Genomic DNA, 20,220 nt, shown 5'->3' with positions numbered 1-20,220 from the left:
CTGGCGCCCGGCGGGCCGTCATACGCGACGATCCCGCACATTGTTGCAGGTTCCCGTTCAGAGCGTTTCCGTGCGTGGGAGTTGCCGGATGATTTTTTGATTGATAATCTGCGGCACGTTCCAATGACCGGTGAGTGGGCCGCCGGGAATATCAATATATTCAATATATAAAAAGCTGAGAGAGCGATGACGATCCGAGAAAATCACCGCGTCAGGTTTCGCGTGGGCGATGTCGTGACGCTGAAAACGGGCGGGCCGCGCATGACCGTCACGTATGCCGGGCCGGTCGTGTTCGACGACGGCGACTGGTTGATCTGCCAGTGGTTCGACGAAAGCGGCGAGTTCCGGCAGGAAATGTTCCATCACGACACGGTGGTGCCCGAGCCGCGCGCGATTTCGGCCGGGCGGGTACGGCTGCGCATGCAGTCGCACCGCGACCGGTCGGCGGCCTGACGCCGGCCGGCCGCTGCAATGCCGCGGCGCGCGGCGTCCGCGCGACGACATTTCACGTCACCCCGAAACATGCGACGGCGCGCTGCGCCGATACTGGACGCATGAACCCGATCGATCCCATTGCAGCGGTCACGCACCGCGATCCTTATCCCTATTACGCAGCGCTCGTCGACGGCCCGCCGCTCGCGTTCGACGCCGCGCTCGGCCTGTGGGTCGCGAGCCGCGCGGCGGCCGTGACGGCCGTGCTCGGCGATCCGGCCTGCCGTGTGCGCCCGCTGGACGCGCCGGTGCCGCCCGCGTTGCGCGGCACGACGGCCGGCGCGTTGTTCGGCGAGCTGGTGCGCATGAACGATGGCGCGTCGCGACACGATGTGCCGAAGCAGGCGTTACGCGCGGCGTTCGCGCCGATCGACACGGACGCGCTGCGCGATCGCGCCGACGCGCTTGCCGCGCGGCGACTGCCGGCGCCCGGCGATGCCGACGCGCTGAACGCATGGTGCATGACGGTGCCGGTGTGCGCGGTGGCCGATCTGCTCGGTTTCGACGAAACGCAGCTCGACGACATCGCGGCGCGGGTCGTCGAATTCGTCGCCGCGCTGTCGCCGCTGTCGGATGCCGCGGCGCTGGCGCGCGCGAGCGACGCTGCGCGGCAACTGCTCGACCGGATGACCGAACGCGTCGCGCAGTCGCATGCAGAGGACGGCACGCTGGTCGCCGCGGTGCAGCAGGCGGCCCGGGCGTCGGGCTGGCAGGCGAGCGGCGCGCGGGTCGCGAATCTCGTCGGATTGCTGTCGCAGACGTGCGAGGCGAGCGCCGCATGGCTCGGCAATGCGCTCGTGGCATGGAACGGCGAAGCAGGCGCGATGCCGGACGCGGCCGCGCTCGACGCCTTCGTCGCCGAGGTCGGGCGTTTCGATTCACCGGTGCAGAACACGCGCCGCTTCGTCGCGGCACGCACGACGATCGAAGGCGTGAGCGTCGAGGCCGGCGATGCGATCCTCGTCGTGCTGGCTGCGGCGAACCGCGATCCGGCCGTGCATCGCGATCCGCACCGGCTGATGCCTGGCCGCACGACGGGGCCGAATTTCGGCTTCGGCACGGGGCCGCACGGGTGTCCGGGCGAGCGGATCGCACGGGCGGTGACGGCGGGGGCGTTCGCGGCGCGGTTGCGCGCGGGCGGCTGGCCGCCGCGCGATGCACTGAAGTGGGATTACCGCGCGTCGACCAACGTCAGGATGCCGAAGTTCGACGCGATACGGTGAAGGGGGAAGCGGGGCTCAACGGCAGCCTTGCTTTTCCGCCCATTGCTCCTGGGCGGCGACGCGGCGTTGCACGCGTTCGACGAGGCCGGCCGAGAAGGTCCGCATGCTGACGCCGCGGCGCTTCGCGAGGATCGTCTGCGCGACGTCGGTGCGCGGGTTCGGCTGGCACGCCCAGTACAGCGTCATCAGCCAGCCGATGCCCGTCCATCCGAACAGTGCGTTGAACATCGCTATCGTCAGCTTGTCGTGCCGGGCACGCCGGTCGGCAATGACGGCCGGCAGGAAATAGAGCGCGATCGCTGCGACTGAACCGGCCACTTGAATCAGGACTGCATCATGCATGGTGCTGCTCCGTCCGAACTGCAATGAGGCCGATTGTCGCGCTTTTTCCGTTTATGTGCCGGCAATTGATTGTTGCGCTTTCGGTGACGATCAGGCGGCTTCGGCGTCCGCCGGCTGCACTTCGTTGCTCAGCGCGAAACCTTCGTCGAGCCAGCCCGTCACGCCGCCGATCATCAGCTTGACCGGGCGGCCGAGGCGCGCGAGCCGGATCGCCGCACGTGCGGCGCCGTTGCAGTGCGGCCCCGCGCAATAGACGACGAAGAGCGTGCCGGCCGGGTAACCGGCGAGCTTGCTTTCGACGATCTTGCGGTGCGGCAGGTTGCGCGCGCCGGGCACGTGGCCGGCGGCGAACTGCTCGGGGCCGCGCACGTCGAGCAGCACGAAATCGGGCGCGCCGGACGCCAGTGCGTCGTGCACGTCCCAGCAATCGGTCTCGAAGCGCAGCGACGCCTCGAAATGCGCGAGGGCGGCGAGGCTGTCGGCGGCGGGGACGTCGGTGACGTAGGACATGGTCAGGCTCTCCTGGTTGAACGAGCGCGGAACGCGCCGCAATGAAGGGCAGTATCGCGGTTCGGCGCATGTCGCGGCAGTGGCGCGATCGACAAGTTCCGGTAACATTGCGCCATGCACAATCATCTCGTCGTCGCACTCGCCTACGATCGCCTCTGCACGTTCGAATTCGGCTGCGTGGTCGAACTGTTCGCGCTCGAGCGCCCCGAGCTGGGCGTCGACTGGTATCGCTTCGCGGTATGCGCGAGCGAGCCGGGGCCCGTGCGGGCGGCGGGCGGCATTACCGTCGCCGCGCCCTACCGGCTCGCGACGCTCGATCGCGCGGATACCATCGTGATTCCCGGCTGGCGCGATCCGGACGAACTGCCGCCCGAGCCGTTGCTGAAGAAGCTGCGGGCCGCGCACCGGCGCGGCGCACGGCTCTGCTCGATCTGTTCGGGCGTGTTCGTGCTGGCGGCGGCCGGCGTGCTCGACGGGCTCACCGTGACGACGCATTGGCGGTATGCGGAACGCCTGCAGGCGCGTTATCCGGCGCTGCGCGTGAATCCGGATGCGCTGTACGTCGACGAAGGGCAGATCGTCACGTCGGCCGGCTCGGCGGCGGGGCTCGACATGCTGCTGCATCTCGTGCGCCGCGATCATGGCGGCGCGATCGCGAACCGCGTCGCGCAGCGCCTCGTGCTGCCGCCGCATCGCGACGGCGGGCAGGCGCAGTTCGTGCCGCGCCCGGTCGCACCGGGCGGCACCGACCGGCTCGCGAAGCTGATCGACTGGATGCGCGCGCATGCGGCCGAGCCGCACACGCTTGCGTCGCTCGCCGCACAGGCCGCGATGAGCACGCGCACGTTGCAGCGTCGGTTCGCGGACGCGACGGGGATGTCGCCGCTCGCGTGGCTGATCCGCGAACGCGTGAACGTCGCGAAGGACATGCTCGAAGCGCAGCCCGCGTTGTCGCTGGCGCAGGTCGCGGCGCGGGCGGGGTTCGGATCCGAGGAATCGTTGCGCCGGCATTTCCGACGTGTCGCGGCGACGAGCCCTGCCGCGTACCGGCGCGGGATGGATCGCGGCGGCACGTAGCAGGCGCCGGGCGGAGCGCTCGCGCGGGCGGCGCGTTCGAGCGGCAGGCCAGCGGTTTCTCGCCGCGGTGGTCGGCGAGCCCGCGGCGCGTTCGCGTGAAGAGGATGAGGGTGAACTGACGCGGCGCCTGCGGCGCGACGCGCCTGGCCTGCGCGACGCGTTTCCGAAGGCGGTCCGAACGGCGGGCAAGGGGGCGCCGGCAGGGGAGCATCGGCGTATGATCTGGATTTTCGTCAGCCCGATCCAGGCATCCCCACCATGACATCCGTCGACACCACCCCCGTCCTCGACCATGACAAGCTCGTGACCTTCATCGAGCGCAAGTGGAACGATGAAATCCTCCACGCCCTGACCGACTACATCGCGATTCCCGCGAAGAGTCCCGCGTTCGACCCCGACTGGGCGAAGCGCGGTTATCTCGAGCGCGTCGTCACCGACGCCGCGCAGTGGGCTGAACGGCAGCCCGTGAAGGGCCTGAAGCTCGAGATCGTGCGCTTGCCCGGCCGCACGCCGGTGATTTTCTTCGAGACGCCCGCGACGCGTTCGGGCAGCACCGACACGATCCTGCTATACGGCCACCTCGACAAGCAACCCGAATTCGACGGCTGGCGCGCAGACCTCGGCCCGTGGACGCCGAAGTTCGAGAACGGCAAGCTGTACGGCCGCGGCGGCGCGGACGACGGCTATGCGATCTACGCGAGCCTCGCGGCGCTCAGCGCGCTCGACGAGCAGGGCATCGAGCGGCCGCGCTGCGTCGGTCTGATCGAGACTTGCGAGGAGTCGGGCAGCTACGACCTGCTGCCGTACGTCGACGCATTGCGCGACCGGCTCGGCCAGGTATCGCTCGTCGTGTGCCTCGATTCGGGCGCCGGCAACTACGACCAGATGTGGCTGACCACGTCGCTGCGCGGCCTCGTGTCCGGCGACCTGCAGGTCGAGGTGCTGGAAGAAGGCGTCCATTCGGGCGTCTATGGCGGCATCGCGCCGTCGAGCTTCCGCGTGATGCGCCAGTTGTTCGAACGCCTCGAAGACGCGAAGAACGGCAACCTGCTGCCGGGCGCGTTTCATTGCGAGATTCCGTCGAGCCGCGTGCGCGAAGCGGAAGCGGCCGCCGCGATTCTCGGCGATACGGTATGGAAAGGGCTGCCGTGGGCGTGCGGCGCGGACGGCAAACCCGTGCTGCCGACCACGACCGATCCGCGCGAGGCGCTGCTGAATTCGACGTGGCGCCCGTCGCTGTCGGTGACCGGGGCGGCCGGCATGCCGGCGCTCGCCGATGCGGGCAACGTACTGCGCCCGCGCACCGCGTTCAAGCTGTCGCTGCGGTTGCCGCCGCTCGTCGACGCCGCGCAGGCCGTGCAGCAGCTGAAGGCATTGCTCGAACTCGATCCGCCGTACAACGCGAAGGTCACGTTCAAGCCGGACGCGGGCGCCGCGACCGGCTGGAGCGCGCCGGATCTCGCGCCGTGGCTCGCGTCGTCGCTCGACGCCGCGTCGCGCCGCCATTTCGGCGCCGACTGCGCGTACATGGGCCTGGGCGGCACGATTCCGCTGATGAACGTGCTGCAGGAGGGCTTCCCCGCAGCGCAATTCATGGTGTGCGGCGTGCTCGGCCCGAAGTCGAACGCGCACGGCCCGAACGAGTTCCTGCACGTGCCGTACGCGAAGAAGCTCACGGCGGCGGTGGCCGACGTGATCGCGACCGCGCACTGATCGTCGCAATATCCGACGTGCCGATTGCCCGACCCGAACCGACTTGATGGAGTGTTGCCGATGACCGCACTGCCGACGCCCGATACCGAACCGCTGCGCATGCGCGCCGAACCGCTGCATGCGTTCGTCGCGGCACTCTGGGAACGGGCCGGCAGCCACCCGCGCGAGGCGACGCTCGTCGCCGATCACCTGGTCGGCGCGAATCTCGCGGGCCACGATTCGCACGGCGTCGGGATGATCCCGAACTACGTCGCGTCGTGGCGGGAAGGGCAGTTGCAACTGAACGGGCACGCGTCGATCGTCCGCGACGGCGGCGCGGTGCTGACGATCGACGGTGGCCGCGGCTTCGGCCAGGTGATCGCGTTCGAGGCGATGGTCGAAGGCGTCGAGCGTGCGCAGCGCATGGGCATTTGCGCGATCGGGCTGCGCGACGTCCATCACCTCGGCCGCATCGGGCACTGGGCCGAGCAGTGCGCGCGCTCGGGGCTCGTGTCGTTCCATTTCGTCAACGTGCCGGGCGACCTGCTGGTCGCGCCGCTGCACGGCACCGATCCGCGTTTCGGCACGAATCCGTTCTGCGCCGCGTATCCGCGGGCGGGCAAGCCGCCGCTGTTGCTCGATTTCGCGACGAGCGCGATCGCGTACGGCAAGACGCGCGTTGCCTACAACCAGGGTAAGCGCGTGCCGGCCGGTGCGTTGATCGACCATCGCGGCCAGCCGACCGACGATCCGGCCGTGATGCACGAGCAGCCGTTCGGCGCGCTGCTCCCGTTCGGGCTGCACAAGGGGTATGCGCTCGCGGCGATGTGCGAGATCTTCGGCGGCGCGCTCGTGGGCGGGCATACGACGTACGGCGATACGCTGCAGAAGACGAGCGCGATCGTCAACGGGATGCTGTCGGTGCTGATCGATCCGAAAGCGTTCGACGCGGCCGACGCCGAACGCGAAGCCGATGCCTTCGTCGCGTGGGCGAAGGCGTCGCCGCGGGCCGGCGATGCACCGGTGCAGGTGCCCGGCGAGCCGGAAGAGGCGAGCCGCGCCGTACGCGGCACGGCCGGCATTCCGGTCGACCGCGCGACGTGGCGGCAGATTCGCGAGAGCGCGGCGGCCGTCGGTTTCGACGCGGCCGAGCTCGATGCGTGGACGCAGCGCTGCGAGGCATCCGCATGAGCTGGCAGGCGGAGAAGGCGCACGGCGAGGAAATCGCGTATCAGCTTGCGCCGCTCGGTACGGTCGTCGTCGCGCGGTTCTTCAGCGGTGCGGCCTTGCGGCTCGACGGCGTGATGTTCGGCTTCATGTCGCGCGGGTCGCTGTTCCTGCGCGTCGACGATGTGAACCGCCCTGCGTTCGTTGCGGCGGGGATGGGGCCGTTCTCGTATGCGCGGCCCACGCGCACCGTCGCGCTCGAGGGCTATTACGAAACGCCGGCCGACGTGCTCGAGGATGCGGGCGCGCTGTTCGACTGGTGCCGCAGCGCATATCGCGCGGCGCTGCTGGCCGGGCCGCCGAAGCGCAAGGCGAGGGTGGCGTCGAAGACGGTATCGGGAGCAGGGCCGAAAGCCGCGCCGAAAGCTGCAGCGAAGCCCGCATCGAAACCGGCGCCGAAAAAGGCGTCCGGTCCAGCGGCGAAATCCGCATCGAAACCGGCGTCGGCACGGAAAGCGGAACCGGCCTCGAAATCGTCACGGGCGCAGGCGGCGAAGCCCGCGACGAAGCGCAAGCAGACGTAGTACCGACCGCGCGGCGCGACAGCCTCGCGATTTTTCGTTTTCCTTTCTTTCGGGCATACCCGCACGACCCGGCGCACGCATGCATCGAGCTTGACGCACCGCACATCGTGCATGCTTCACAACGGCGGCCCCGGCGTTTATGATCGGCGCGGGTTGCGCCCGTGCCTGGCGCGACCTGCACCGGCCTCGCCGCCGGCCCCGCGAACGGCGCACCGGACGCCGCGCGGAACGCTTCCCCACTCATCATTCCAGACGGAGACAGCCGATGCTCGTCCTGATTCTCGGTTTAGCGATCTTCCTCGGTGTGCATTCGATCCGGATCGTCGCCGACGGCTGGCGGTCCGCGACGATCGAGCGGATCGGCGAGAGGGGCTGGAAGGGCGGTTACGCGATCGCGTCGATCGCCGGCTTCGCGTTGATCATCTGGGGGTACGGGATCGCCCGTACGAGCGCGACGTTGCTGTGGGTGTCGCCGGTCGGCGTGCGCCACCTGACGGGCATGCTGACCGCAGTCGCGTTCGTGCTGATCGCCGCGTCGTATGTGCCGCGCAACCGGATCAAGACGCTCGTCGGGCATCCGATGCTGGCCGGCGTGATGGTCTGGGCGGTGGCGCACCTGCTCGTGAACGGCACCGTGCATGCGGTCGTGCTGTTCGGTGCGTTCTTCGTGTGGTCGATCGTCGATTTTGTCGTGTCGCGTGCGCGGGATCGCCGCGACGGTGTCCGCTATCCGGCCGGCGGGCTGGCCGGCGATGTCGCGGCCATTGCCGCCGGGCTCGTCGCCTGGGCCGTGTTCGCGCTGTTCCTGCATGGCCCGCTGATCGGCGTGCGGCCGTTCGGCTGAACGGAACGCGCGCGCCGGTCGGCTTCCCGCTCGTCAGCGGCTCTTCGCGCCGGCTGCCTGCCCGAATGACGGCTGCTTGCGCCGCAAGAAGTACGCCGCGACGATCGCGAGCGCCGTCAGCACCGTGAACCAGAACTGGAAGCGCGAATCCGGATTGAACGCCTGCGACCCCAGCACGGCGACCAGCGCCAGCAACGCGACCCAGTTCGACACGGGAGAGAACCACGCGCGGAACGCCGTCGGGTCGCGTTGCTCGTGCCGCGTCTGCCGGCGCATCGCGAAGTGCGCGACGACGATGAAGATCCATACGATCATCACGAACGCGCCGCTGCTCTTCGCGAGCATCAGGAACAGATCGCCGCCGCTCACGAAGTGAATGCCGAGGATCGACACGCAGATGGCGAGGCACAGCACGAGCGCGTTCATCGGTACGCCCTTCGCGTTGGTGCGGCCGAACATCGCGGGCGCGTGGCCGCGCTGGCTCAGCGAGAACAGCATGCGCGAGTTCGAGAACAGGAACGAGTTCATCACGGACATGAACGACACGAACAGCACGATCTTCATCGCGACGGCCGCTCCCGTGAAGCCCGCCATGCCGAACAGCGACACGTACGGCGATTTCAGGTTGACCTTGTCGGTCCACGGCATGCACAGGATCAGGATCGACACCGAGCCGACGTAGAACACCATCACGCGCACGATCACGCTCTTGATCGCGCGGATCACGTTCCTGCGCGGGTTTTCCGATTCGCCCGCGGCCACGGCCGCGATCTCGCTGCCGCCGAGCGAGAAGATCACCACCATCACGCCGGCGAGCACGGGCGAGATGCCGTTCGGCATGAAGCCGCCGTGATCGGTCAGGTTCACGAGCCCCGGTGCGGGAATACGCGGCTGGAAGCCGAGCAGGATCGATGCGCCGAGCGCCATGAACACGATGATCGTCGCGACCTTCGCGAACGACAGCCAGTATTCGGCTTCGCCGAACGAGCGCACCGAGTAGGCGTTGCTCGCGATCAGCGTGACGAGCATGAACAGCGCGCCGCCCCACACAGGTAGCCACGGCAGGAAATCGTGGAGGATCGCGCCGAGCAGGATCGCTTCGACGGTGATCGTCATCATCGATTTGAACCAGTACAGCCAGCCGACCGCGAAGCCGGCCCATTCGCCGAGATAGCTGCTCGCGTACGTGGAGAACGAGCCGCTGTCGGGATGGCGGGACGCCATTTCGCCGAGCATGAACATGACCAGCGTGACGATCACGCCGCCGATCAGGTACGACAGGATCGCCGCGGGGCCAGCCGTTGCGATGATCGCGCCGGAGCCGACGAACAGGCCCGCGCCGATCACGCCGCCCAGCGCGATCATCGTGATGTGCCGTTGCTTGAGGCTTTGCCTCAACGAGTTGTCCTGCATCTCCTACCTCTAGTTATTGTTGGCCGGGAACGTATCGGACGGCGCGTCGGCAAGCGTTCTGCCGCCGCACGGGCGCCGATGTCGAGGGAGCGTGGGGTGAAGCGATGTGCCGGACCGCCGGCGGTGAATCGAAATGGCGGCCGCAGTGTGCCGGTCGGCGCCCGCGAGAGGGCGCCGATCGCGGCAACCCGGATTGTGGTCGGGCACCGCCGCGACGGCAAACGAGATATACGAAAGACGTCTTGCGGTTTGCTCATCAATTGCCGCGATCGCGGCAGGGACGAGCGTGAGCTCAGATCGGCTTGACGAACAACCCGACGGTCAGCAGCGCGCCGATGCAGACGATCGCGATCCGCAGCACGCGTTCGTTTACGCGATGCAGCGCCCACGCGCCGAGCAGGCCGCCGACGATCGCGCCGCCGCCGAGCGCGATCGCCGCGCGCCAGTGCAGGTGCGGCGACGTGACGAACAGGACGACCGCCGACGCGTTCATCACGCCCGCCAGCGCGTTCTTGGTCGACGTCGCACGACGTGGCGGCAGGCCGGCCATCGTCAGCGCGGCCATCATCAGGAACCCGATGCCGCCGCCGAAGTAGCCGCCGTAGACCGCGATCAGGAACTGCGCGACCCCGGTCGCGACGGGGCCGAGATGTTGCGCGCCAGCGTCCGGTTTGCGGAAGAAACTGCCCCATGCGAACACGACCGTCGCGAACAGCACGAGCCACGGCACCAGCTGCGAGAAGATCGACGACGGCGTTTTCAGCAGCAGCAGGCCGCCGAGCGCGCCGCCGGCCACGCTGATCGCGAACAGTGCGCGAAACGGCAGCTTGCCCACGCCGCTCACCATGTTCCGGCTTGCCCAGCCCGTCGTGACCTGGCCGGGGAACAGTGCGACCGTCGACGTGATGTTGGCCGCGAGCGGCGACATTCCCGACACGATCAACGCGGGCAGCGTGACGAACGAACCGCCGCCCGCGAGGGCGTTCTGGAGGCCGGCCCACAGGCCGGCGACGATGATGAGAGCGAGCACGATCGATTGATCCGGGATATCCGACCTTGAACCGCCGACGGCCAAGCCCGCCGCGTGAGGATGCACGATGGTAATTCAGGACCGCCGTCCACGCACGCGTGTCCGCGCCATGCCGGCGATGGCCGGTGCGCGGACCGCATGCGCGTCGATTATTTGTATCGAGGATTCAATTCCGCCAAAACCCCATTATTTGTTTCCTTTTCGGATTCGCCGAATCGGTTCGGGGAGGCCGGTTTTCGATGTGAATGAATATCGTTACGACGAAGACTGAATTGGATGCCAGGGGCTCGGCAGAAATAGGTGTCGGGTTCGGAGGCGCCGTGGATGTATACGGGTTTTCCTGAAAATCCTTTTTGCCGACGAGGTTTATAGCTGGATGCGATGCGTCGGGATGCGCGATCTCAATACAGTTGCATACCGAAATCTGCTCTCGCGTTCATTCCGCTGAAGTCGACGCGGACCCAAGCGGGCCGGGCTTTTCGAGATAACCCTGTCGCGATGAATCATTGTCTTGGCAACGAATTCGTCGAATCAATCCTGAAAATTGTTCATCTTTTTATGGTGAGAGAAAAATATATGCACGAAAGACTGAAAATATTTGTAAAAGCTTCAGCGGAGTGCAATCATGTACGTGAAAGACCGGTGTAATCTAAATGCAGGCACGAGCGGTAACATAAAAGAGAGTGATGGTGCACCGCGACAATTCGCTCTGATCAAGCGAATCGTTGGTTATTCGCGATAAAAGGAAATAACTAATATGGCGAGGGCGGTAGAGATGCAGATCCAATATCAAACAAAAAATCGCCGTACGGAAAAAATCCGCGGCACGAGGGCCATCAAACACCTCCGTCCGGCGGGGTGGCGCACTGTGTCGGGCCGTTGCCTGGCCCGCAGGGCGAACGGCTGTTCCGGCCGTCTGGACTCGCCCCTGATTCCATAGCAGCCCCGGCTCCTTTCTTCCTTTTCCGTTATAGACCGCCTCGGGTGGGCTAGCGGCTCGTTGCGTCCCGCGTGAGCCGGATACCCGATTTGCAGCGGCGCGAAATCGCGTCGTGCCCCGTCGCGCCCGGTTGGTTGAACGTTTGCCCGTCAGCGACGGGCCAGGTTTGTCATCCCTATCTACAAGGAGTCGGGCAATGGTTTCCTCGTCGGTATTGAGCAATCACGTCGATGTTCCGGTCGCCAATGGTTCGCAGGTCGTCGCGTCGCCCGGTGGTCCAGCCAATTTCCTGCTGTCGGCTCACAAGGAGGACGTGGCCAACTACGCGCGTTCCGGGAACGACCTTATCGTCGAATTCAAGGACGGCCGAACGGTGCGCGTGCAGGCGTTCTTCGAAAACGGCGCGGATTATCACAATCTCGTCTTCGTCCAGGATGACGGGCGGTTTCTGGTGCAGTTCGGCCCCGGATTGCAGGCGACCGGCGACGGAATCGTCGATGCGGCGCTCGTCTATGCGCCGATCGGCGACGGGTTGTCGACCGGTGCCCTGCTCGGCATACTCGGCGGCGTCGCCGCGGCCGGCGGCATTGCGGCAGCCGCGGCCAGCGGCGGCGGCGGGGATGGTGGCGGTAGCGGCGGCGGAACGCCGACCGGATCGGCGCGACTGACGATCGATGGGCAGCCGATTGGCGGCAACGGCAATATCGTCACGGGTCGCACGTCGCCGACGATCGCGGGTTCGGGTGCTCAGCCGAACGCGACGGTGACGATCCAGGTCGATGGTCAGACGGTCGGTACGGTGACCGCGGACGCGAACGGGCACTGGTCGTACACGCCCGGTACGTTGCCCGACGGCGCCCATCAGATCACGGTGACGCAGACCGACAGTAGCGGCAATACGAGCGAACTGGGCACGGTCGGGATCGTGGTGGATACGGTCGTGCCGGAAGCGCCTGCGATTACGGCCGTCAACGACGATGCGCAACATCCGGTTGCGATCGGCGGTGCGACGAACGATACGACTCCGACGTTGAGCGGTACAGCGGAAGCGGGTAGCAGGGTGAGCGTCTATGACGGCACGACGTTGCTGGGCACGACGACGGCGGATTCGTCCGGGAAGTGGACCTTCACGCCGAGTTCGGGTTTGGGAGAGGGCGCGCACTCGATCACGGTGACTGCAACGGACACGGCGGGCAACGTGAGTGCGCCGAGTGCGGCATTCGGCTTGACGATCGATACGACGGCGCCGGCGGTGCCGACGGTGAACGCGACGGACGGTACGTCGTTGTCGGGTACGGCGGAAGCGGGCGCGACGGTCAACATCGATACGAACGGCGACGGTACGCCGGATGCAACCGTGACGGCCGACCCGAGTGGCGCGTGGACGTACACCCCCTCGACCCCGCTGCCGGTTGGCACGGTGATCGGCGTGACGGTCACCGACGCAGCAGGCAATACGGGGCCGTCTGCATCGGTAACGGTGTCGGGTGACACGACGGCGCCCGCGGTGCCGATCATCGGCACCGTGACGGACGACGTGGGCTCCGTTGTTGGTGCGATCGTTTCAGGCGGCAGTACGGATGATGCGACACCGACACTGAGCGGTACTGCGGAAGCAGGTAGCACGATCAATGTGTACGACGGCACGACGCTGCTGGGCACCACGACGGCAGATTCGTCCGGAAACTGGACATTCACGCCGCCGACGGCGCTGGGGGAAGGCGCACACAGCCTGACCGTCACCGCAACCGATGCCGCAGGCAACGTAAGCACGCCAAGCACGGCATTCAACCTGACGATCGATACGACGGCGCCTGCACTGCCGACGGTGAACGCGACGGATGGTACGTCGCTGTCGGGTACAGCCGAAGCGGGTGCAACGGTCAACATCGATACCAACGGCGACGGCACGCCGGACGCCACTGTGACGGCCGACCCGAGCGGCGCATGGACGTATACGCCGTCGACCCCGCTGCCAGTTGGCACGGTGATTGGCGTGACGGTCACCGATGCAGCAGGCAATACGGGGCCGTCTGCCTCGGTAACGGTGTCGGGGGATACGACGGCGCCGGCGGCCCCGGTCGTTGTTAGCGTCACGGATGACGTCGGTTCGATCGCCGGCGTGCTGACGATTGGCGCAACGACGGATGACACGACGCCGACGCTTGCCGGTACGGCGGAAGCAGGCAGCACGGTGAGCGTCTATGACGGCGCGACGTTGCTCGGCACGACGACGGCGGACCCGTCCGGAAACTGGACGTTCACGCCGCCGACGGCGCTGGGTGAAGGCGCACATAGCCTGACCGTCACTGCAACCGATGCCGCAGGCAACGTAAGCACGCCAAGCACGGCATTTAACCTGACGATCGATACGACGGCTCCTGCATTGCCGACGGTGAACGCGACGGACGGTACATCGCTGTCGGGTACAGCCGAAGCTGGCGCAACGGTCAACATCGATACCAACGGCGACGGCACGCCGGACGCAACCGTGACGGCGGACCCCAGTGGCGCATGGACGTATACGCCGTCGACCCCGCTGCCGGTTGGCACGGTGATTGGCGTGACGGTCACCGATGCAGCAGGCAATACGGGGCCGTCCGCCTCGGTGACGGTGACGGGCGATACGACGGCGCCTGCGGCACCGATCATCGGCACCGTGACGGACGACGTGGGCTCGGTTGTTGGAGCGATTACTTCTGGTGGTGCTACTGATGACGCAACGCCTACTCTTGCTGGCACGGCAGAAGCGGGCAGCACGGTGAGCGTCTACGACGGTACGACGCTGCTGGGTACCACGACAGCGGACCCGTCCGGAAACTGGACGTTCACGCCGAGCACGGCACTGGGTGAAGGCGCGCACAGCTTGACCGTCACTGCAACGGACACCGCGGGCAACGTCAGCGCACCGAGCGCGTCGTTCGCGATCACGATCGATACGACGGCGCCGGCGGTGCCGACGGTGAACGCGACAGACGGTACGTCGCTGTCGGGCACGGCGGAAGCGGGCGCAACGGTCAACATCGACACGAATGGCGACGGTACACCGGATGCAACCGTGACGGCGGACCCGAGTGGCGCGTGGACGTATACGCCATCAACCCCACTGCCGGTTGGCACGGTGATCGGCGTGACGGTCACCGATGCGGCGGGCAATACGGGTCCGTCTGCTTCGGTGACGGTGACGGGCGATACGACGGCACCGGCCGCACCGATCATCGGCACCGTGACGGACGACGTGGGCTCGGTTGTTAGAGCGATTACTTCTGGTGGTGCTACTGATGACGCAACGCCTACTCTTGCTGGCACGGCGGAAGCGGGCAGCACGGTGAGCGTCTACGACGGTACGACGCTGCTGGGTACCACGACAGCAGACCCATCCGGAAACTGGACGTTCACGCCGACCACGGCGCTGGGTGAAGGCGCGCACAGCTTGACCGTCACTGCAACGGACACCGCGGGCAACGTCAGCGCACCGAGCGCGTCGTTCGCGATCACGATCGATACGACGGCGCCGGCGGTGCCGACGGTGAACGCGACAGACGGTACGTCGCTGTCGGGCACGGCGGAAGCGGGTGCAACGGTCAACATCGACACGAATGGCGACGGCACGCCGGATGCCACCGTGACGGCGGACCCGAGTGGCGCATGGACGTATACGCCGTCGACCCCGCTGCCGGTTGGCACGGTGATCGGCGTGACGGTCACCGATGCGGCAGGCAATACGGGTCCGTCTGCCTCGGTGACGGTGACGGGCGATACGACGGCACCGGCCGCACCGATCATCGGCACCGTGACGGATGACGTGGGCTCCATTGTTGGTGCGATCGTTTCTGGTGGTGCTACTGATGATGCAACGCCGACATTGAGCGGTACTGCGGAAGCGGGTAGCACGATCAATGTTTACGACGGCACGACGCTGCTGGGCACGACGACGGCAGACCCGTCCGGAAACTGGACGTTCACGCCGACCACGGCGCTAGGTGAAGGCGCGCACAGCTTGACCGTCACCGCAACGGACACCGCGGGCAACGTCAGCGCACCGAGCGCATCGTTCGCGATCACGATCGATACGACGGCGCCTGCATTGCCGACGGTGAACGCGACGGACGGTACGTCGCTGTCGGGCACGGCGGAAGCGGGTGCAACGGTCAACATCGATACGAACGGCGACGGTACGCCGGACGCCACTGTGACGGCCGATCCGAGCGGCGCGTGGACGTACACCCCCTCGACCCCGCTGCCGATCGGCACGGTGATCGGTGTGACGGTCACCGATGCGGCAGGCAATACGGGGCCGTCTGCTTCGGTAACGGTGTCGGGGGATACGACGGCGCCTGCCGCACCGGTCGTTGTTAGCGTCACGGACGACGTGGGTTCCGTTGTTGGCGCGATCACTTCTGGTGGTGCTACTGATGATGCAACGCCGACATTGAGCGGTACTGCGGAAGCAGGTAGCACGATCAATGTGTACGACGGCACGACGCTGCTGGGTACCACGACGGCAGATCCGTCTGGAAACTGGACGTTCACGCCGACCACGGCACTGGGTGAAGGTGCACACAGCCTGACCGTCACCGCAACCGACACCGCAGGCAACGTCAGCGCACCGAGCGCATCGTTCGCGATCACGATCGATACGACGGCTCCGGCGGTGCCGACGGTGAACGCGACGGACGGTACATCGCTGTCGGGTACGGCCGAAGCGGGCGCAACAGTCAACATCGACACGAATGGCGACGGTACGCCGGATGCAACCGTGACCGCTGATCCGAGCGGCGCGTGGACGTACACCCCATCGACTCCGCTGCCGGCCGGCACGGTGATCGGTGTGACGGCCACCGACGCGGCAGGCAACACGGGGCCGTCGGCTTCGGTAACGGTGACGGGTGACACGACGGCACCGGCCGCACCGATCATCGGCACCGTGACGGACGACGTGGGTTCCGTTGTTGGCGCGATCGTTTCCGGCGGCAGTACGGATGACGCAACGCCTACTCTTGCTGGCACGGCAGAAGCAGGTAGCACGGTGAGCGTCTATGACGGCACGACGCTGCTGGGTACCACGACGGCAGACCCGTCCGGAAACTGGACCTTCACGCCGACCACCGCGCTGGGTGAAGGCGCACACAGCCTGACCGTCACTGCAACGGACACTGCGGGCAACGTCAGTGCACCGAGCGCGTCGTTCGCGATCACGGTTGATACGACGGCGCCGGCGATTCCGACGGTGAACGCGACGGACGGTACATCGCTGTCGGGAACGGCGGAGGCAGGGGCAACAATCAATATCGACACGAATGGCGACGGTACACCGGATGCAACCGTGACGGCGGACCCGAGCGGCGCGTGGACGTACACGCCATCGACCCCGTTGCCGATCGGCACGGTGATCGGCGTGACCGCCACGGACGCAGCAGGCAATACGGGTCCGTCTGCCTCGGTAACGGTGACGGGCGACACGACGGCACCTGCCGCACCGGTCGTTGTTAGCGTCACGGATGACGTGGGTTCCGTTGTCGGCGCGATCGTTTCCGGCGGCAGTACTGATGACGCAACGCCTACTCTTGCTGGCACGGCAGAAGCGGGCAGCACGGTGAGCGTCTATGACGGCACGACGCTGCTGGGCACGACGACGGCAGACCCCTCCGGAAACTGGACGTTCACGCCGAGCATGGCACTGGGTGAAGGCGCACATAGCCTGACCGTCACCGCAACGGACACCGCAGGCAACGTAAGCACGCCGAGCACGGCATTCAACCTGACGGTCGACACGACGGCGCCGGCGATTCCGACGGTGAACGCGACGGACGGTACGTCGTTGTCGGGCACGGCGGAAGCGGGTGCAACAGTCAACATCGATACGAATGGCGACGGTACGCCGGATGCCACTGTGACGGCGGACCCGAGCGGCGCATGGACATATACGCCGTCGACCCCGCTGCCGGTTGGCACGGTGATTGGTGTGACGGCCACCGACGCAGCAGGCAATACGGGTCCGTCTGCATCGGTAACGGTGACGGGCGACACGACAGCGCCTGCGGCACCGATCATCGGTACCGTGACGGACGATGTGGGTTCTGTTGTTGGCGCGGTCGTTTCCGGCGGCAGTACGGATGACGCAACGCCTACTTTTGCTGGCACGGCGGAAGCAGGCAGCACGGTGAGCGTCTACGACGGCACGACGCTGCTGGGTACCACGACGGCAGACCCGTCCGGAAACTGGACCTTCACGCCGACCACCGCGCTGGGTGAAGGCGCACACAGCCTGACCGTCACTGCAACGGACACTGCGGGCAACGTCAGTGCACCGAGCGCATCGTTCGCGATCACAGTCGATACGACAGCCCCGGCGATTCCGACGGTGAACGCGACGGACGGTACGTCGCTGTCAGGCACGGCGGAAGCGGGTGCAACGGTCAACATCGACACGAATGGCGACGGTACCCCGGACGCCACCGTGACGGCGGACCCGAGCGGCGCATGGACGTACACGCCATCGACCCCGCTGCCGGTCGGCACGGTGATCGGTGTGACGGCTACCGACGCGGCAGGCAATACGGGGCCGTCGGCTTCGGTCACGGTAACGGGCGACACGACGGCACCTTCGGCACCGATCGTCGTTAGCGTGACGGACGACGTGGGTTCGATTGCCGGCCTGCTGACGACTGGTGCAACGACGGACGACACGACGCCGACACTCGCTGGCACGGCAGAAGCGGGTAGTACGATCAATGTGTACGACGGCACGACATTGCTGGGTACCACAACGGCAGACCCCTCCGGAAACTGGACGTTCACGCCGAGCACGGCACTGGGTGAAGGCGCACACAGCCTGACCGTCACCGCAACGGACACCGCAGGCAACGTCAGCGCGCCGAGCACGGCATTCAACCTGACGGTCGACACGACGGCGCCGGCGATTCCGACGGTGAATGCGACGGACGGTACATCGCTGTCGGGCACTGCCGAAGCGGGCGCAACGGTCAACATCGACACGAACGGCGACGGCACCCCGGACGCCACTGTGACGGCCGACCCGAGTGGCGCGTGGACATACACGCCATCGACCCCGCTGCCGATCGGCACGGTGATCGGCGTGACCGCCACGGACGCGGCAGGTAACACCGGCCCGTCCGCATCGGTAACGGTTGCAGACCTGACGGCACCGGCCGCGCCGATCATCGCCACCATCACGGACGACGTCGGTTCGATCGTCGGCCTGCTGACGACCGGTGCAACGACCGACGACACGACCCCGACGCTTGCCGGTACGGCCGAAGCGGGCAGCACGGTGAGCGTCTACGACGGCACGACGCTGCTGGGCACCACGACGGCAGACCCATCCGGAAACTGGACGTTCACGCCGACTACGGGTTTGGGAGAGGGCGCACACGCAATCACGGTGACCGCAACGGACACGGCAGGCAACGTCAGCGCACCGAGCGCGTCGTTCGCGATCACGGTCGATACGATCGCCCCGACCGCGACGGCCACGCTCACGACCCTGACCGACAACACCGGCGTGCCCAACGACTGGATCACCGGCGACACGACCCCGACTCTGGGCGGCACGCTGAACGTGGCGCTCGGCGCGGGCGAGGTCGTCCAGGTCAGCCTCGACGGCGGCGCACACTGGACCAACGCGACCGTCAACGGCACGAACTGGACGTGGTATGCACCGGGCGTGTTGTCCGCGGCCGACTACACGGCGACGGTGCGCGTCGTCGATGCGGCGGGCAACCTCGGCCCGACGACCTCGCAGCTTTTCACGATCGATCCGAATGTCGCCCCGGTCGTATCGGCGCAGTCGTCGGGGAACCTGCTCGGGATCATCGGCGCGAATCTGCTCAACCTGATCGATTTCAGCACGCAGCAGGCGTTCGCTGCATCGGACTACAACAACAACCTCGATCACGTGACGCTGCACTACGGCGGATTGATCGGCCTCGGGGCGCTGCAGTTCAACGCGAACCAAGCGCTGGCGAACGAGTTGGGGCTGCACTTCAACGTCGTCAACAACCCCGGGATCCTCGGCTTGATCGGGCCGTCGTCCGACCTGACGATCACGGCGGCCGACGGCGGCACGATCGACAACCTGAAGCTCAACGAGTTTCTCGGTTCGATCACGCTGAACGGCGGGCTGATCAGCATCAGCGCGCTCGACAGCGTGACGATCTCCGCGACCGACAAGACGGGCCTGTCGGCGTCGGCCACGGCCGGTCAGTTGCTGAATGCGAACCTGCTCGGCTCGACGCAGTCGGCGTCGATCATCGAGGGTACGTCGGGCAGCGACACCGTCACCGGCACGTCGGGCAACGACCGCCTGTACGGCTACGGCGGCGACGACGTGCTGAACGGCGGCGACGGCAACGACCTGCTGCGCGGCGGTGCCGGCAACGACACGCTCAACGGCGGCAACGGCAACGACATCCTGATCGGCGGCGCCGGCAACGACACGTTGACGGGCGGCGCCGGCACCGACGTGTTCCTGTGGGAAGTCGTCGGCGCGGACAACACCGGCGGCAACGGCCAGGACGTCATCACCGACTTCCAACTGGCCAGCGGCCCGAACGATACGAGCGGCGACAAGATCGATCTGTCGAAGCTGCTGGTCGGTTACACGGCCGATGCGGACGGCCCCGCGCACAACGTGGACGGCGTGCCCACGATCGACGCGGGCGACACGATCGGGCAGTTCCTGTCGGTGACGAACGTCGGCGCCGATACGGTGATCAGTATCGACCGCGACGGCGCCGGGACGGCGTTCGGTTCCGAAACCCTCGTCACGCTGAACAACGTGACGACCAACCTGGAGACCCTGCTCGCGAACCAGCAGATCATCGTCTGACCGCAGCGCAACGGGGAGGCCGGCCTGCCTCTCCGACACGGCGAGCCCCGTCGCA

12 protein-coding genes are annotated in these 20,220 nt (G+C 66.9%); 8 read left to right on the top strand and 4 right to left on the bottom strand.

Going from position 1 to position 20,220, the window contains the following annotated elements; all coding sequences use genetic code 11:
* The first annotated feature begins 186 nt into the window (after window positions 1-186).
* Together WS89_RS21815 and WS89_RS21810 are read left to right on the top strand one after the other, a co-directional pair.
* A complete protein-coding gene (locus tag WS89_RS21815) occupies window positions 187-453 on the top strand; it encodes a YodC family protein (RefSeq protein ID WP_034204377.1) in 267 nt (88 codons plus the stop codon).
* Window positions 454-554: 101 nt separating this feature from the next.
* Window positions 555-1,715 (top strand): cytochrome P450, encoded by a 1,161-nt coding sequence (locus WS89_RS21810; RefSeq protein ID WP_059793420.1) that lies wholly within the window; start codon window positions 555-557, stop codon window positions 1,713-1,715.
* Between the two features lie 15 nt (window positions 1,716-1,730).
* Here the strand turns inward: WS89_RS21810 and WS89_RS21805 are convergent, their stop codons facing one another.
* Both WS89_RS21805 and WS89_RS21800 read right to left on the bottom strand, forming a co-directional pair.
* On the bottom strand, window positions 1,731-2,057 hold the full coding sequence (locus WS89_RS21805; protein ID WP_059502508.1) for a superinfection immunity protein: 327 nt from the start codon (window positions 2,055-2,057) through the stop codon (window positions 1,731-1,733).
* 90 nt (window positions 2,058-2,147) lie between these two features.
* The gene (locus tag WS89_RS21800) at window positions 2,148-2,567 is read right to left on the bottom strand and encodes a rhodanese-like domain-containing protein (RefSeq protein WP_059793477.1); all 420 of its coding nucleotides are present in this window, start codon (window positions 2,565-2,567) and stop codon (window positions 2,148-2,150) included.
* 114 nt (window positions 2,568-2,681) lie between these two features.
* On the opposite strand from WS89_RS21800, the gene ftrA reads away from it, so the two are divergent.
* From ftrA to WS89_RS21775, 5 genes are all read left to right on the top strand, one after another.
* Window positions 2,682-3,644 (top strand): transcriptional regulator FtrA, encoded by a 963-nt coding sequence (gene ftrA / locus WS89_RS21795; RefSeq protein ID WP_059502511.1) that lies wholly within the window; start codon window positions 2,682-2,684, stop codon window positions 3,642-3,644.
* A 258-nt stretch (window positions 3,645-3,902) separates the two neighbouring features.
* On the top strand, window positions 3,903-5,357 hold the full coding sequence (locus WS89_RS21790) for a M20 family metallopeptidase (protein ID WP_059793418.1): 1,455 nt from the start codon (window positions 3,903-3,905) through the stop codon (window positions 5,355-5,357).
* Window positions 5,358-5,417: 60 nt separating this feature from the next.
* Window positions 5,418-6,527 carry a malate/lactate/ureidoglycolate dehydrogenase gene (locus WS89_RS21785; RefSeq protein WP_059793417.1) on the top strand — a complete coding sequence of 370 codons (1,110 nt, stop codon included), beginning with the start codon at window positions 5,418-5,420 and terminating at the stop codon, window positions 6,525-6,527.
* Window positions 6,524-7,087 (top strand): TfoX/Sxy family protein, encoded by a 564-nt coding sequence (locus WS89_RS21780; RefSeq protein WP_059793415.1) that lies wholly within the window; start codon window positions 6,524-6,526, stop codon window positions 7,085-7,087. The genes WS89_RS21785 and WS89_RS21780 overlap by 4 nt, the downstream gene beginning before the upstream one ends.
* A 265-nt stretch (window positions 7,088-7,352) precedes the next feature.
* Complete coding sequence (locus WS89_RS21775; protein WP_059793413.1) at window positions 7,353-7,931, top strand: NnrU family protein; 579 nt, start codon at window positions 7,353-7,355, stop codon at window positions 7,929-7,931.
* Between the two features lie 33 nt (window positions 7,932-7,964).
* Here WS89_RS21775 and WS89_RS21770 read toward each other — a convergent pair whose 3' ends face one another.
* Window positions 7,965-9,344 carry an amino acid permease gene (locus WS89_RS21770; protein WP_059793411.1) on the bottom strand — a complete coding sequence of 460 codons (1,380 nt, stop codon included), beginning with the start codon at window positions 9,342-9,344 and terminating at the stop codon, window positions 7,965-7,967.
* Window positions 9,345-9,636: 292 nt separating this feature from the next.
* A complete protein-coding gene (locus WS89_RS21765) occupies window positions 9,637-10,374 on the bottom strand; it encodes a sulfite exporter TauE/SafE family protein (RefSeq protein ID WP_059793475.1) in 738 nt (245 codons plus the stop codon).
* A gap of 1,136 nt (window positions 10,375-11,510) precedes the next feature.
* On the opposite strand from WS89_RS21765, the gene adhA reads away from it, so the two are divergent.
* Complete coding sequence (adhA, locus tag WS89_RS21760; RefSeq protein WP_059793409.1) at window positions 11,511-20,165, top strand: cable pilus-associated adhesin AdhA; 8,655 nt, start codon at window positions 11,511-11,513, stop codon at window positions 20,163-20,165.
* Window positions 20,166-20,220: the final 55 nt, after the last annotated feature.

The sequence above is a fragment of the Burkholderia sp. MSMB1072 genome (assembly GCF_001524725.1).
Taxonomy (GTDB): domain Bacteria; phylum Pseudomonadota; class Gammaproteobacteria; order Burkholderiales; family Burkholderiaceae; genus Burkholderia.
Note: the sequence above shows the minus strand (reverse complement) of the source record. Positions and strands in the feature narration are given on the sequence as shown.

Bases quoted from the DNA above. Each gene is read 5' to 3' on its own strand.
- adhA (WP_059793409.1), top strand. From the start codon at position 11,511: ATGGTTTCCTCGTCGGTATTGAGCAATCACGTCGATGTTCCGGTCGCC.
- WS89_RS21770 (WP_059793411.1), bottom strand. From the start codon at position 9,344: ATGCAGGACAACTCGTTGAGGCAAAGCCTCAAGCAACGGCACATCACG.
- WS89_RS21805 (WP_059502508.1), bottom strand. From the start codon at position 2,057: ATGCATGATGCAGTCCTGATTCAAGTGGCCGGTTCAGTCGCAGCGATC.
- WS89_RS21785 (WP_059793417.1), top strand. From the start codon at position 5,418: ATGACCGCACTGCCGACGCCCGATACCGAACCGCTGCGCATGCGCGCC.
- WS89_RS21780 (WP_059793415.1), top strand. From the start codon at position 6,524: ATGAGCTGGCAGGCGGAGAAGGCGCACGGCGAGGAAATCGCGTATCAG.
- WS89_RS21775 (WP_059793413.1), top strand. From the start codon at position 7,353: ATGCTCGTCCTGATTCTCGGTTTAGCGATCTTCCTCGGTGTGCATTCG.
- WS89_RS21810 (WP_059793420.1), top strand. From the start codon at position 555: ATGAACCCGATCGATCCCATTGCAGCGGTCACGCACCGCGATCCTTAT.
- WS89_RS21790 (WP_059793418.1), top strand. From the start codon at position 3,903: ATGACATCCGTCGACACCACCCCCGTCCTCGACCATGACAAGCTCGTG.
- ftrA (WP_059502511.1), top strand. From the start codon at position 2,682: ATGCACAATCATCTCGTCGTCGCACTCGCCTACGATCGCCTCTGCACG.
- WS89_RS21815 (WP_034204377.1), top strand. From the start codon at position 187: ATGACGATCCGAGAAAATCACCGCGTCAGGTTTCGCGTGGGCGATGTC.
- WS89_RS21800 (WP_059793477.1), bottom strand. From the start codon at position 2,567: ATGTCCTACGTCACCGACGTCCCCGCCGCCGACAGCCTCGCCGCCCTC.